This is a genomic window from Mesorhizobium sp. M0802 (genome assembly GCF_040320115.1).
In the GTDB taxonomy this organism is placed as follows: Bacteria; Pseudomonadota; Alphaproteobacteria; order Rhizobiales; family Rhizobiaceae; genus Mesorhizobium.
Map to the genome: position 1 here is coordinate 117,685 of NZ_JAMYOY010000008.1, position 13,397 is coordinate 131,081.

11 protein-coding genes and 1 pseudogene are annotated in these 13,397 nt (G+C 62.1%); 6 read left to right on the forward strand and 6 right to left on the reverse strand.

The features are described from left to right. Positions 1 to 131: 131 nt before the first annotated feature. Both NKI10_RS13955 and NKI10_RS13960 read right to left on the reverse strand, forming a co-directional pair. On the reverse strand, positions 132 to 2,105 hold the full coding sequence (locus NKI10_RS13955) for a pilus assembly protein (RefSeq protein WP_023753761.1): 1,974 nt from the start codon (positions 2,103 to 2,105) through the stop codon (positions 132 to 134). A 196-nt stretch (positions 2,106 to 2,301) separates the two neighbouring features. Further along, positions 2,302 to 4,197, reverse strand: coding sequence for a TadE/TadG family type IV pilus assembly protein (locus NKI10_RS13960; protein WP_023739211.1), 1,896 nt, complete (start codon positions 4,195 to 4,197; stop codon positions 2,302 to 2,304). Positions 4,198 to 4,533: 336 nt separating this feature from the next. Here NKI10_RS13960 and NKI10_RS13965 point away from each other — a divergent pair, with 336 nt between their 5' ends. Together NKI10_RS13965 and NKI10_RS13970 are read left to right on the forward strand one after the other, a co-directional pair. After that, positions 4,534 to 5,394, forward strand: a complete 861-nt coding sequence (locus tag NKI10_RS13965) for a TIGR01459 family HAD-type hydrolase (RefSeq protein WP_352860469.1) — start codon at positions 4,534 to 4,536, stop codon at positions 5,392 to 5,394. 9 nt (positions 5,395 to 5,403) lie between these two features. Next, complete coding sequence (locus tag NKI10_RS13970) at positions 5,404 to 6,387, forward strand: bifunctional riboflavin kinase/FAD synthetase (protein ID WP_352860471.1); 984 nt, start codon at positions 5,404 to 5,406, stop codon at positions 6,385 to 6,387. 29 nt (positions 6,388 to 6,416) lie between these two features. On the opposite strand, the pseudogene NKI10_RS13975 reads toward NKI10_RS13970, so the two are convergent. Continuing rightward, positions 6,417 to 6,891: pseudogene (locus tag NKI10_RS13975) on the reverse strand (HdeD family acid-resistance protein). Here NKI10_RS13975 and NKI10_RS13980 point away from each other — a divergent pair. After that, positions 6,775 to 7,014, forward strand: a complete 240-nt coding sequence (locus NKI10_RS13980) for a hypothetical protein (protein WP_352860593.1) — start codon at positions 6,775 to 6,777, stop codon at positions 7,012 to 7,014. The pseudogene NKI10_RS13975 and the gene NKI10_RS13980 overlap by 117 nt on opposite strands. A gap of 72 nt (positions 7,015 to 7,086) precedes the next feature. Here NKI10_RS13980 and NKI10_RS13985 read toward each other — a convergent pair whose 3' ends face one another. From NKI10_RS13985 to NKI10_RS13995, 3 genes are read right to left on the reverse strand one after another with little or no spacing between them, the layout of a single operon-like run. Next, positions 7,087 to 7,500: an MAPEG family protein gene (locus NKI10_RS13985; RefSeq protein ID WP_352860473.1), complete on the reverse strand. Its 414-nt coding sequence runs from the start codon at positions 7,498 to 7,500 to the stop codon at positions 7,087 to 7,089. Between the two features lie 12 nt (positions 7,501 to 7,512). Continuing rightward, positions 7,513 to 7,995: an SRPBCC family protein gene (locus tag NKI10_RS13990; RefSeq protein ID WP_023827614.1), complete on the reverse strand. Its 483-nt coding sequence runs from the start codon at positions 7,993 to 7,995 to the stop codon at positions 7,513 to 7,515. Beyond that, complete coding sequence (locus NKI10_RS13995; RefSeq protein WP_352860476.1) at positions 7,992 to 8,297, reverse strand: ArsR/SmtB family transcription factor; 306 nt, start codon at positions 8,295 to 8,297, stop codon at positions 7,992 to 7,994. Before NKI10_RS13995 ends, NKI10_RS13990 begins: the two co-directional genes overlap by 4 nt. 199 nt (positions 8,298 to 8,496) lie before the next feature. Here NKI10_RS13995 and NKI10_RS14000 point away from each other — a divergent pair, with 199 nt between their 5' ends. The 3 genes from NKI10_RS14000 to NKI10_RS14010 all read left to right on the forward strand — a co-directional run bounded on the left by NKI10_RS14000 (position 8,497) and on the right by NKI10_RS14010 (position 13,390). After that, a complete protein-coding gene (locus NKI10_RS14000; RefSeq protein WP_352860478.1) occupies positions 8,497 to 9,300 on the forward strand; it encodes a MipA/OmpV family protein in 804 nt (267 codons plus the stop codon). 232 nt (positions 9,301 to 9,532) lie between these two features. Continuing rightward, positions 9,533 to 12,505, forward strand: coding sequence for an isoleucine--tRNA ligase (ileS, locus tag NKI10_RS14005; RefSeq protein ID WP_352860480.1), 2,973 nt, complete (start codon positions 9,533 to 9,535; stop codon positions 12,503 to 12,505). A 201-nt stretch (positions 12,506 to 12,706) separates the two neighbouring features. Further along, positions 12,707 to 13,390 carry a hypothetical protein gene (locus NKI10_RS14010; protein WP_023682973.1) on the forward strand — a complete coding sequence of 228 codons (684 nt, stop codon included), beginning with the start codon at positions 12,707 to 12,709 and terminating at the stop codon, positions 13,388 to 13,390. Positions 13,391 to 13,397: the final 7 nt, after the last annotated feature.

Sequence of the window (13,397 nt, forward strand, 5' to 3'; positions counted from 1 at the left end):
GATACCGAGCACGCGTTTTGACTCACCGCAAGAGCATGATGGCGGGAGCCTTTGCGCCAGCGTCGAAAATTGGCGAAAGCGGCGAAGCCGCCAATTTCCCCCGCAAGGGGGAAGATCAGCAGCTTCAACCCTCAGCTCACCACGCGCAGGTTCGAGAGCTCGTTGGCGATTTCCTTGAAATTGTCGGACAGCGTGGCGCCGGTCGCGTTCCAGAACAGTTTTGCAGGCTTGCTCGGGTCGGTCGGATCCTTGCGGAAGCGCGAGTCCGACGAGCACGTCTTCAGTGCCTCCATCGCGCTCTTGTCGCCGGCGTCGGTCGTCGACATATCGAGCGCCACCGTCATCACCATGATGTTGGCCGCCTTGGCGTTGTTGCACAGCGTCGCCATCTGCTCGTTGAGCGCGGCGGTGTAGTTGCTCGACGAATAGTTGAGCTGGCCGATGGCGCTCGACGTGCCGCCGAACAGGCGGGTGACCGCAGTGCCGTTGTAGCCGACGCCGGCATAGCCATAGCCGGCATAGGTCGACTTGTTGCCGGCGGGGTCGGAACTCACCGTCGAATAGGTGTTCTCGCCGTCGGTGAGCACGATGACCACCTTGTCGTTGCCGCGCTCCGTCTCAGGACGTCCTCCTGTGAAAGGCTCCGTGCTGGAGACGGTGCGCCAGCCCCAGGCCATGCCTTCCGGCACATTGGTGTTGCCGTTGGGCGCCATAAGGTCGATCGCAGCCTTGATCTTTGTCAGCCCGGCGGCGTTGGCGACGTCGGTCAGGGGTGTGATCGGCGTGGTGGTACAGCTGTAATTCGGACCGGCACCCGTCCCCAGCACCGGCGCGTTCATCGGCCGTGGCTGGAAATATTTGGCCATGTTGGATTGCCTGGTCTTGCCGGTGGTGCTCGCCGGATCGTCGTTCCACCAGCTGTTGGCCGCGCCATAGGTCTTGGGGGCCACCTCGTCGGGGTCCTGCGTTATGTACCAATGATTGCCCGGCTCATCCGGCGCAAACATCGGCACGAACATGGTCGCGGGATCGCCGACGCCGGTGCCGGTGTTGTTCGGTCCGCCGGAGGCCGGCGCGTCGTTGACATTATAGGGATAGGGCCGCACTTCGACGCAGCCCTGCCAGCTGGCGAACGGTCCGTATGTGTCGTTGTAGTCGTATTCGTTGTGGCTGTCCGAGCATGTATGATTGGCGCGATATTTGTCGCAGACCACGCGTTTGCTGCCGACGATGCGCTCGTGGCTGGTGACCACCTTCATGTCGCGGTAGAGCGAGAAGCGGGTCAGCATCTGCCCCTCCTGCTCACCCCAGCCAGTGCCTTTCTTGTACCAGATGCCGCCGATCTTCTGGGCATATTTGTCGGCTGCGTTAAGCGTCGACCAGGCGAAATTCTCATTGTGGATGGGCGACAGCCCGTAGGCGTCGATCCACGACGCGTTGTCGTTGCTGGCGCCGACATTGACCGAGGCGGCGAACGGCACAAGGCTGAACTGGACCGGCTTGTCGATCTGCTTGATCATCGCGGCCTGCAAGGCAAGCGTGTCGACGAGCTGCTTGGCGGCTTGCTTGAGAAGGTCGATGCGCTTTTGTCCGGCACCCGTGCCCGTGTTCGACATCGACCCCGAATTGTCGAGCACCATGGCCACTTCCAGCGTGTTCTTCAGCCGGACTTGCGAACACACGGAGTAGGTGACGTTTTCCGACGTCCTGCCGATCAGCATCGCCGCTGCCGGCAGGAAATAGGGCTTGTAGACCAGGCTGGCGCACAGCTTGACGATGCCGCCGCCGGTCGTGCTGCTGGGCAGCGTAACGCTGAGCGTCGTGTCGGCGGGATCGACGTCGTTGAGGTTTGCCTTGAAGAAGTCGAGCGCATAGGCCCGCAACTGGTCGTCGGTGGCGCCTTCCACCAGCCGGCGCGCGGTGGCGAAGTTGGCGGCGTCGAGCGCGTTGACCACCCTCTGCTTCTCGCTGACCACGCCGGTGTAGTCGACAGCCATTGCCACTCCGCCCATCAGTGGCACCATCGCCACAACGGTCATCAGAGCGTAATTGCCGCGGCGGTCACGCCAGAAGTCACGCCGGAATGTGCGCCAGAGTTCACGCATGTGATGTAAGCGGCCCCGCCTGCGGATTCTTCAATGCCGCCACAGTTTCACAAAACGTTGAAGGATGGGTTTGGGAAACTGCTCGATTGCGCGGATAGCGCTTCACCAGGCGCTAACCAAATGCACGGACACGTGAGCAACGCCGCAACAAAACGCCCCGCCGAGGCGGAGCGCCGTGTTCGAAAGATCGCACCGATCAGCTGACGATGCGCAGGTTCGACAGTTCGTCGGCGATTTCCTTGAAACTTTGCGACAAGGTGGCGCCGGTCGCGTTCCAATACAGCTTCGCCGGTTTGCTCGGGTCGGTCGGATCCTTGCGGAAGCGCGAATCCGAGGAGCATTTCTTGAGCGCGTCTATGGCGGTCTTTTCCGCCGGCTTGGTGGTAACCAGGTCAAGCGAGACCGTCATCAAGAGAATGTTCGAATTCTTCGCATTGGTGCAAAGCGTTTGCATCTGCTGGTCAAGCGCGGTTGTGTAGTTGGCCGCCGTATAAGTTGTCTTGGGGACGGTCGTGTTGACGAAAAGGCGGGTCGCGGTTTCCCCCGTTTTCGGGCCGGTATAACCATAGGCGGCGTAGGTCGATCCGTCCTTAGCATAGCTGCTGGTCATGTCGTTTGTGGGGCCGATGCTGTAGGTGTTGGCGCCGTCGGTCAGCACGATGACGACTTTGTCGTTGCCCCTTTCAGTGTTCGGCCGGCCTTCTGTGAATGGCTCGTTGCTCGACACCGTCCGCCAGCCCCAGGCCAGCCCTTCCGGCACGTTGGTGTTGCCCGTCGGGGCCATGGCATTGATGGCATCCGTCAGGATTTTCTTGCCGTCGGTGGTGGTTATGTCCTGCAACGGCGTGATCGCGGCGGTCGTGCATGCCGAATTGGGCCCATCATCGGCCGCAGTACTCGATGCGTCCCAGGGCTTTGTCAGAAAATACTTTCGCATATCCGCCTGGCGTTTGGTGACAGTCAGCGTGTCGGAATAATCGATCCACCAATTGTTGGCGTAACCCCAGGTCGATGTGCTGGTGCGAGTGGTGTCGGTCCAGAAATTGCCAGCTTCGTCCGGCGCGAACATCGGCACGAACATGGTGGCGGGCGTGCCAGTGGTCGGCGACGTGTCGTCGTCGTTATAGGGATACGGCCTCGCCTCCACGCAGCCCTTCCAGGCTTCGTATTGGGCGGTCACAGAGGTCTTGCAACTGCCGTTCGAGTTCTTTTTCGTACAGGTCGTGGCCTTCATGTCGTTTGCAAAGAGACTGAACCGCGTCGCCGTGGTATTTTGGCCGTATTGCCCGGTGCCCCAGCCACTGCCGCGCTTCCAGTAAGCACTGCCGACCTTTTCAATGTATTTATTCGAGTCATAACCAGACGACGCGTTCTTGTACATGAACTGCCAATCAAAGTTCTCGTGATGGATTGGCGAAATGCCGGTCGTATCCATCCAGGTTGCGTCCTTGTTGGCTGGGCCAACATTGACCGAGGCGGAAAACGGGACCAGCGAGAACTGCACCGGCCTGGTGACCTGCCTCATTTGTGCGGCCTGGAGCGCCATCGTATTGACAAGCTCGGTAGCGGCCTTTTTGAGCAAATCTATTCGCGGCTGGCCGGTGCCGGAGCCGTTGATGCTCATGGAGCCGGAATTGTCGAGCACGAGAGACACTTCCAGCGTGTTCTTGAGGCGGATCTCGGAGCACGCGGAGGTTTTGGCATCGGTGGACGTTCTTCCGATCAGCATGGCCGCCACCGGCAGGAAATAGGGGTGGAACGTCAAACTGGCGCACAGCTTCAGCGTGCCGCCACCTGCGTTGTTGTTGGGCAGCGTCACCGTCAGGGCCGTATTGGCCGAGCTGACCTTTCCGAGATTGGCTTCGAAGAAATCCTTCGCATAGGCCTTGACTGCCGTGTCGGTCGCCCCGGTGACGATCTGCTGTGCCGTGGCAATCCCGGCGGCATCCAGCGCGTTCAGCATGTTCTGCTTCTGGCGCAGGAGATCGGTGTAGTCGATTGCAAGCGCCAGCGCGCCCATCAAGGGCACCATGGTGATCACTGTCATCAAGGCATAGTTGCCGCGTCTGTCGTTCAGAAATCTGCGGATCATGCCTTCAGCACCCCTGCCAGGACCCAATATCGGTCCGAAGATGCCCACAAAATCGTTAAATTTCAGGTTGCTGAAATACATTCAACATCGGCCCATCTTTTCAAGGCTCGTTAACCACTCGGCCCTGGTGATCAGCGGTGCGACATTGTTTCGATCGACCGAAGCTCGGAGAAGGGTGGTTCCTGCCTGTTGCAACCTTCGATCAGCCCGTTGCGCAACAGCCTCGCAAGTGCCGAAAAGCTGGTGACAGGATGAAACGCTTCGGTTAATGCGGGGCCGGTTGCGGCGGACCGTCGGCTGCAGCTCTCGCAATGATCGTCACAGCAGGAAAACGGCATGGCGGATTCGCCTGACATCATCGGCTCGCTCGCGGATTTGTCGGGCGCCTACTCGGCCATCCTGTGCGATGTCTGGGGGGTGATCCACAATGGCGAATGGCATTTTCCGGCGGCTGCCGAAGCGCTTGCCGCCGCGCGTGCGGCGAAGGTCCCGGTCGTCCTGATCACCAACTCGCCGCGCCGCAATGCCGATGTGGTGGCGCAGATGAATGCGATCGGCGTTCCCGCCGCCGCCTACGACCGCGTCGTGACCTCAGGCGATGTGACCCGCGACCTTATCGCCGAAGGCCCACGAAAAATCTTCCATATCGGCGCCGACCGCGATTTCACCCTTTATGACGGTCTGGACGTCGAGCTCGTCGAGGAGTTCGAGGCCTCCGGCGCGGTCTGCACCGGGCTGTTCGACGACGAGGTGGAAACGCCTGAGGATTACGCCGATCTGCTGCGCCGGCTGCGCGCCAGGAACCTGCCTTTCATCTGCGCCAATCCCGACATCGTGGTCGAACGCGGCGAGCGCATGATCTGGTGCGCCGGCGCATTGGCGCGCGACTATGCCCAGCTTGGCGGCCGCACGCTGATCGCCGGAAAACCCTATGCGCCGGTCTATGGCGTGGCGCTGCGGGAGGTTGCCGTGCTTCTCGGCCGCGACGTCGAGCGCTCCGAGGTGCTGGCCATCGGCGACGGCATGATGACCGACGTCAAGGGCGCCGCCGACAACGGCATCGACGTGCTTTACGTGTCGGGCGGCATTCACGCGCGCGACTACGGCGATGCCATGCAGCCGGACCCTGCCAGGCTTGCAGCCTTTCTGCAAATGCACGGCTACCGGCCGGTCGCCGTCATTCCGAGACTGCGGTAGGGTTGCTGCATGAGCGCAGCTTTCGAACACATTTCAGCACCCGCGCCGCTGCCGCCGCATTTGCGCGGCGGCGTGGTGGCGATCGGCAATTTCGACGGCGTCCATCGCGGCCACCAGGCGGTGCTCGATCGCGCGCTTGCCGAAGCCAGGCGGCGCGGCGTGCCGGCGCTAGTGCTGACCTTCGAGCCGCATCCGCGCAAGGTGTTCAGGCCCGATATGCCGCTGTTCGTATTGACGCCGCCGCCGATGAAGGCGCGGCTGCTGTCGCATCTGGGCTTTGCCGCACTCGTCGAACAGCCGTTCACGCGCGCCTTTGCCGGCCTGTCGGCCGAGGCTTTCGTGACCGATGTGCTGGAGACGAACCTCGGCATCACCCATGCCGTCACCGGCTTCGATTTTCACTTCGGCAAGGACCGGCAGGGCGGTCCTGCGTTTCTGATGGCGGCAGGCGAACGCCATGGTTTCGGCGTCACCCTGGTCGACGCCTTTCGCGACGAGGGCGCCGAGGTGGTGTCGTCGAGCCGTATCCGCGAGCTGCTCTGTGAGGGAGAGGTCACCGAGGCCGCAGGCCTGCTCGGCTACCGCTTCACCGTCGAAAGCGAAGTGATCGGCGGCCAGCAGCTAGGCCGCACGCTCGGCTTCCCGACAGCCAACATGAGGCTTTCGCTGGAAACGACTCTGAAGGAAGGGATTTATGCCGTCCGCTTTCGCCGCGCCGACGGCACGCTGCATGATGGTGTCGCCAGCTTCGGGCGTCGCCCGACTGTCGACGACAATGGCGCGCCGCTGCTCGAAACCTTCGTCTTCGACTTTGCCGGCGATCTCTATGGTGAGATCTGCGACGTATCGTTCTTCGGCTTTTTGCGCCCCGAGGTGAAGTTCGATGGGCTCGATGCGCTGGTGGCACAAATGAAGCGCGACGAGGCGGAGGCGCGCGCGCTGCTGGCCGGCGTCAGGCCGCTTTCGGATCTGGACGGCGCCATCGCTTTTTGAGCCTTCCGGCCGCTTACCTCTTCAAGGCCCTACTTCTTCAACGCCAGTCCGAGAGCGATGAAGCTCCAGCCCTGGAAGATCAGGTCGATGGCCAGGAACAGGCCGAGCACCCACAGGCTGTTGACCGGCCAGCCCATGGCGATAGTCAGCCCCGCCAGCACGCTGATCAGGCCCGCCGCGACGACCCAGCCCCAGCCCTTTTCCGGTCGGTGGCTATAGCCGACCCAGGCCCTGAGCGCGCCTGAAGCGACCAGCGCCACCGCCAGCAGCAAGGTCAGCACCGTCGAGGCCAGCAGCGGATTGTCGAAGGCAAAGAAACCGGCAACGGCATAAAGCAGGCCGCTGAGCAGCCAATAGAAGAAGCGGCTCCAGGTCTTCACCGAAGGCATGCACGATCTCGATGATGCCGGCCATCAGCATCAGCCAGCCCACGACATAGACCGAGGCGACGGTGGCGACGAACAGATTGCCGAAGGCAATGCCGCCGAAGATGAGCAGCAGCACGCCGAGCGCGACGAACCACCCCCATTTGTCCCGTGTCCGGCCGATCGCATCTTTCAGGGTATCACCGTGCAACGTCATGGCTGCATCTCCTCGAAATCGCCTGGCACCTTGCCGGGAGGTTAGCCCCGGCTGTAGCGGACGTCCAGCCGATGGCGACGGCTACCAAACAAACAAAGCGTCGGTCGCGCGTACGTGTCAACTTCTGGCAGCCCACCCAGTCACAAGGACGAGGACAAGCGTGACGAGCGCTCCAGAGACGTAGACGATCGTTCTGACACTGCCACCCTTGGCGGCATTGCCGCCGCGTAGGTAAACCCCCAGGTGAAGCAGGCGTATCGCCACATGAACCCAGACAATGGTCGCCAACGTGGCCGACCCAACGCCAACCATCATGGCCAGCACCGCCGGGACGACAAAAGGCGCCAGCGCCTCGACCGAGTTCATATGCACGCGGTCGATCCTGTAGAGGAGATTGGCGTCGTCGGCCGGGATCACCGGACCGGAAAGCGCTCCGGCAAATCCCTTGGACGAACCCGAGTAAACCGCCAGCGCGACTGACAAAAGACAGAGGATCAGTACACCGAGGATGCTTAGCCAATAGGGTTCCATAATTGTGCTCCTTCAGGTCACCTTGCTGGCAAAAAGATCTTGGAATCGCCTGAGATACAGCGGCCAGCCTCGATCACCGTCAATCCCAAAGCGCACGCCTTCCCAGCCTTCGCCATGACGTTCGAGATTGCGATGCTCGATCTCGACGCGGGTCCGGCTATTCGTCTCCGCCGTAAACCGGACTTCCCACTCGCTGGTCCTGTCCGGATTGGTCTCGATCTGCCATTGAGGGCTGATATCCCAACTCAGAAGCAGTCGGTTCGGCGGCTCGTAGGCCAGCACCCGTGCCCAGCGGCACTCGCTGCCATCCACACCGCGGTCGTAGACGTGACCGCCAACGCGGGGTTCGAAGATCGTCTCCGCGATCGGCACCGCAAGCAGGTTATGCTCTTTGGGTTTGAAACTGCCGAAGTCCTCGGTGAAGAGCTTGAAGGCATGCGCGATCGGAGCCTCGACAAGGATGGAGTGCCTCACGGGCGGTTGATGCGTGCTCATTCCTGCTCCTTCAAGGGCTGTTCGACAACCACTTTGTAGGCCGCCAAGGTCTTGCTCCAGAACCGGTCGAGTTCGGCGCGCAGGCTGGCCAAGCCTTCCGGATTGATCCGGTAGATGCGTTGCTTGCCGAGCCGTGTGTTGGCCACGAGGCCGGCGTCCTTGAGCACCTTCAGGTGCTGCGAGACCGCCGGCCGGGTGACAGGAAGCGCACGAGCCAATTCCCCGACCGAACAGGGTTGTTCGACCAGCAGTTCGAAGATCGTCCGCCTGGTCGGGTCGCCAAGCGCTGTCCATCTGTTCATGTTAGTCTGCACTAACGCGAATTTAGGCAACCTCGCTATTTCTGTCAACTCGCCACAGGCCCGGCGGCGCCCCACAGCGCAAAAAACAGGGTCGCAGTTGCCGCCACTGCTGTAGATTTTAAGTCAAATTTTACCGAACCGGCGCCATGGCTTTGGCTGCCGGGTGTTCTCTCCGTTTTGTTTCGCGTATGGGGTGGTGATGCGTATTGTCTGGACGATTCCGCTGTTTCTCGCCTCGGCGCTGCTCACTGTGTCCACCGCCAATGCGGGCGAGGGTGCCTTCGGCTGGATGTCCGGCGACTGGTACCTGACGCTTGGCGCCACCGGCATGGTCGCGCCGAAATTCGAGGGCTCCAACAGCTATCTGCTCAGCGCATCGCCGATCATCTCGCTGGGCAAGGCCGGCCCGGCCGCGCGCTTTACCTCGCGCAACGACAACATCTCGCTGGCGCTGGTCGACGATGGCGGCGTCCGCGCCGGCCTGACCGGAAAGTTCCTGTTTTCACGCGACAGCAAGGATGAACTCAAGGGCCTCGGCCCGGTGCGCTGGGGCGGTGAGGTCGGCGGCTTCTTCGAATTCTACCCGACGGATTGGTTGCGCGCCCGCGCCGAATTGCGCCACGGCATTCGTGCCCATAATGGCTTTGTCGCCGACATCGCCGCCGATGCCTTCTACGATATCACGCCGACGGTCAGGATTTCGGGAGGCCCGCGCGTGTCCTTTGCCTCATCGAGCTATTTCGACTCCTATTATGGCGTCAACGCCAAGGAGGCTGTGGCCTCGGGCCTGAGCGAATACCATCCTGGCGGCGGCCTGAAATCGACCGGCCTTGGTGGCGCCATCACCTGGAAGGTGACCGATCCGATGACCGCCAGCCTGTTCGGCGAATATGCGCGCCTGATGGGCCGGGCCGCCGATTCCAGCCTGGTCCAGGAGCGCGGCGACCGTAACCAGTTCACGGTCGGCGTCTCGACCACCTATCGCTTCGACTTCGCGATGTAAGTGAATCGAACAAGAGACGCTTTATTCCTGCGGCTTTCTCGGCTAAAAGCCCGGCAATGACGAGCTTTTCACGCCTTCGCGCGCTGACGATACGAATTACAGGCCCGGTGTTCCGGGCGGCCTGAGCGCCGCCGGAGCCGCCGGGAGTTTTGCGCGCCCCCTCGCGCTTTTCCAATCATGATAGTTCACGCCCGAGCTTTTACGCCCGCCGGGCAATGCATATGGCAGACCAATGACCGACACTGTTGAAACGATCGACTATTCCAAGACGCTTTATCTGCCGCAGACGGATTTCCCGATGCGCGCCGGCTTGCCTGAAAAAGAGCCGCTGCTGGTCAAGCGCTGGCAGGATATGGACCTTTACGCCAAGCTGCGCGAGGAGGCGGCCGGCCGCGAAAAATACGTGCTGCATGACGGCCCGCCCTACGCCAACGGCAACATCCATATCGGCCATGCGCTGAACAAGATCCTCAAGGACGTCATCACCCGCTCGTTCCAGATGCGCGGCTATGACGCCAATTATGTGCCGGGCTGGGATTGCCACGGCCTGCCGATCGAATGGAAGATCGAGGAACAGTACCGCGCCAAGGGCAAGAACAAGGACGAGGTGCCGGTCAACGAGTTCCGCAAGGAATGCCGCGACTTCGCCGCGAACTGGATCACGGTGCAGGGCGGCGAGTTCCAGCGGCTCGGCGTCGTCGGCGACTTCAAGAACCCCTATACGACGATGGCTTTCCACTCGGAGTCGCGCATCGCCGGGGAGTTGTTGAAGTTCGCCATGTCGGGCCAGCTCTATCGCGGCTCCAAGCCGGTGATGTGGAGCGTCGTCGAGCGCACCGCACTGGCCGAGGCCGAGATCGAATATCACGACTACGAGTCCGATACGATCTGGGTGAAGTTTCCGATCGTCGGCGCTGGATCAGGAAGAACTGTCGCGACACCCGAGTTGGGTGGCGCTTGGGAAGCTATCAAGGAACTGAGGGATGCTCACGTCGTCATCTGGACGACGACGCCTTGGACGATCCCCGGCAACCGTGCCGTGAACTATTCGCTACGTGTCAGCTATGGTCTCTACGAGGTCGCGGCGGCAGAGAATACATTCGGCCCGCAGCCGGGTGAAAAGCTGATCTTTGCTGACGCGCTGGCCGAAGAATCTTTGGCCAAGGCCAAGGTCACCTTGAATCGGCTTCGCAGCGTTTCGGTCGAAGAGCTTGGAAGCCTTACACTTTCACATCCCTTCAAAGGTCTCGGCGGCGGCTACGAATTCGCCGTGCCGATGCTGGCCGGCGATCATGTCACCGACGACGCCGGCACCGGCTTCGTCCACACCGCGCCCGGCCATGGCCGCGAGGACTTTGATGCCTGGATGGATGCAGCATCGGATTTGCGCGCACGTGGCATCGACCCTGCCATCCCCTTCACTGTAGACGACGCCGGCTTCTTCACCAGAGACGCGCCAGGCTTCGGCCCGGACCGTGAAGGTGGCGCCGCGCGCGTCATCGACGACAACGGCAAGAAGGGCAATGCCAACCAGGCGGTTATCGACGAACTGATCAAGCGCAACGCGCTGTTTGCGCGCGGCCGGCTGAAGCACAGCTATCCGCACTCGTGGCGGTCGAAGAAGCCGATCATCTTCCGCAACACGCCGCAATGGTTCGTCTATATGGACAAGGACCTCGGCGACGGCACGACGTTGCGCAGCCGTGCGCTGAAGGCGATCGACGACACACGCTTCGTGCCGGCGGCCGGCCAGAACCGTATCCGCGCCATGATCGAGGAACGCCCGGATTGGGTCTTGTCGCGCCAGCGCGCCTGGGGCGTGCCGATCGCCGTCTTTGCCGATGAGGATGGCAACGTGCTGAAGGACGAAGCCGTCAACCAGCGCATCATGGATGCTTTCGAACAGGAAGGCGCCGACGCCTGGTTCGCTGCCGGCGCCAAGGAGCGTTTCCTCGGCAATCACGATGCCTCCAAATGGAAGCAGGTGATGGACATCCTTGACGTCTGGTTCGATTCGGGCTCGACGCATGTCTTCACGCTGGAAGACCGTCCGGACCTGAAATGGCCGGCCGACGTCTATCTCGAAGGCTCCGACCAGCATCGCGGCTGGTTCCACTCCTCGCTGCTCGAAAGCTGCGGCACCAGGGGCAGGGCACCTTACGACACCGTCGTCACCCATGGCTTCACCATGGATGAGGAGGGGCGAAAGATGTCGAAATCGCTCGGCAACACCGTCGTGCCGCAAGACGTCATCAAGCAGTCCGGCGCCGACATTCTGCGGCTATGGGTGGTGACGACCGACTATTGGGAAGACCAGCGTCTCGGCAAGAACGTGCTGCAGACCAACATCGACGCCTACCGCAAGCTCCGCAACACCATCCGCTGGATGCTGGGCACGCTCGCCCATGACGATGGCGAGGAGGTGCCGCTGGACAAGATGCCGGAACTGGAGCGGCTGATGCTGCATCGGTTGGCCGAGCTCGATGAGGTCGTGCGCTCGGGCTACGACGCGTTCGAGTTCAAACGCATCACCCGCACTTTGCTCGACTTCATGGTGGTCGAGCTGTCGGCCTTCTATTTCGACATCAGGAAGGACGCGCTCTATTGCGAGGGACCCGCCAGCGTGAAGCGCAAGGCCTCGGTACAAGTGGTGCGCCACCTTTTCGACTGCCTGGTGAAATGGCTGGCGCCGATGCTGCCCTTCACCACGGAAGAAGCCTGGCTCGACCGTCATCCGGATGCTGTCTCGCTGCATCTCGACCAGTTCCCCGAGATTCCGGCCGACTGGAAGAACGAGGCACTGGCGGAAAAATGGCGCAAGGTGCGGCAGGTCCGCCGTGTCGTCACCGGCGCGCTCGAGATCGCACGCGCTCAGAAGGTCATCGGTGCCTCGCTGGAAGCCGTGCCGGTCGTGAGCCTCGACGATGCCGCGCTTGAAGCCGCGATCGCCGATGTCGACATGGCCGAAATGGCGATCACCAGCGATCTCGTCATCGCCCACGGCAAGGCGCCGGAAGGCGCCTTTGCGCTCGACGATGTCAAAGGTGTCGCGGTGGTGGTCGAAAAGGCCGAGGACCGCGGCTTGGTCAAATGCGCGCGCTCATGGCGCTATACCGCCGATGTCGGGCAGGACGTGGAATTCCCCGACGTGTCTGCCCGCGATGCCGCCGTGCTGCATGAACTCAAGGCTCTGGGACGTTTGTGACTGCTCATAAGCCGGTGCACAAATGCCACGGCGGGCGGGTGAAAAGCGCCCGCGCGTTGCCCTTAACGAGTGGTTGAGGTAAACACGCGAAACTCCGGAAGACAAATTGTCGCCGGAATTCCGTCGCAAGAGCGTGGACGATGGGGACCGGGCCTTTGGCCGGTGACGATCGAGAGGCTGTCTAGAGTGGGACTTTTTGGCATGATCGACAGAACTTCCGTGCGCGTTGCGCTGCTGGCGCCGCTTGTCGCGTCCGGCCTCGCTCTGTCCGGCTGCATGGGTTCGCCGACCTACGGCACCGACAAGACGGCTGGCGAGCAGCTTGCGGGCGACCTTTCCGGCGCCTTCGCGATCACGCCCAAGCACAAGGAACAGATCGACTACAGGCCGCGTCCGGAGCTGGTAAAGCCGGCGCCGGGGCAGAAGGAAGTGCTGCCGCCGCCTCAGGAAAGCATCGAGACGGCGAGCACCGATTGGCCCGAATCGCCCGAGCAGCGCCGCGCCCGCCTGCGTGCCGACGCCACTGCCCACCAGGACGACCCGTCCTATCAGTCGGGGATCGTCGACGACGTGCAGACCGATCCGGCTTCCGTGAAGAAGGCGCTGGCGGATTCGGGCTCAAGCCACCCCCCGGCCTGGTCGCCGAAGGATTCAGACAAGGGCCGCGCCGCAGAGATCCAGCGCCGCACCGCAGAGCAAAAGCAGGGCGATCCCAACACTCGCAGATATCTGAGCGAGCCGCCCCTGGCCTATCGGGCTGCATCCGACACGGCGCCGCAGGGCGAACTCGGCGAGGATGAATACAAGAAGGAACGCCGCCTCAAGAAGGAAGCGGCCGCCAAGGGCAAGAGCGGCGGGCTCTTCGACTGGCTGCCCTCCTGGTAGGAATCGT

What these genes read in the sequence shown, in the direction of transcription:
- NKI10_RS13995 (WP_352860476.1), bottom strand. Translation starts at nt 8,297, where the DNA reads ATGAACAGATGGACAGCGCTTGGCGACCCGACCAGGCGGACGATCTTC.
- NKI10_RS13955 (WP_023753761.1), bottom strand. Translation starts at nt 2,105, where the DNA reads ATGCGTGAACTCTGGCGCACATTCCGGCGTGACTTCTGGCGTGACCGC.
- NKI10_RS14010 (WP_023682973.1), top strand. Translation starts at nt 12,707, where the DNA reads ATGATCGACAGAACTTCCGTGCGCGTTGCGCTGCTGGCGCCGCTTGTC.
- NKI10_RS13960 (WP_023739211.1), bottom strand. Translation starts at nt 4,197, where the DNA reads ATGATCCGCAGATTTCTGAACGACAGACGCGGCAACTATGCCTTGATG.
- NKI10_RS13965 (WP_352860469.1), top strand. Translation starts at nt 4,534, where the DNA reads ATGGCGGATTCGCCTGACATCATCGGCTCGCTCGCGGATTTGTCGGGC.
- NKI10_RS13985 (WP_352860473.1), bottom strand. Translation starts at nt 7,500, where the DNA reads ATGGAACCCTATTGGCTAAGCATCCTCGGTGTACTGATCCTCTGTCTT.
- ileS (WP_352860480.1), top strand. Translation starts at nt 9,533, where the DNA reads ATGACCGACACTGTTGAAACGATCGACTATTCCAAGACGCTTTATCTG.
- NKI10_RS13990 (WP_023827614.1), bottom strand. Translation starts at nt 7,995, where the DNA reads ATGAGCACGCATCAACCGCCCGTGAGGCACTCCATCCTTGTCGAGGCT.
- NKI10_RS14000 (WP_352860478.1), top strand. Translation starts at nt 8,497, where the DNA reads ATGCGTATTGTCTGGACGATTCCGCTGTTTCTCGCCTCGGCGCTGCTC.
- NKI10_RS13970 (WP_352860471.1), top strand. Translation starts at nt 5,404, where the DNA reads ATGAGCGCAGCTTTCGAACACATTTCAGCACCCGCGCCGCTGCCGCCG.
- NKI10_RS13980 (WP_352860593.1), top strand. Translation starts at nt 6,775, where the DNA reads ATGCACGATCTCGATGATGCCGGCCATCAGCATCAGCCAGCCCACGAC.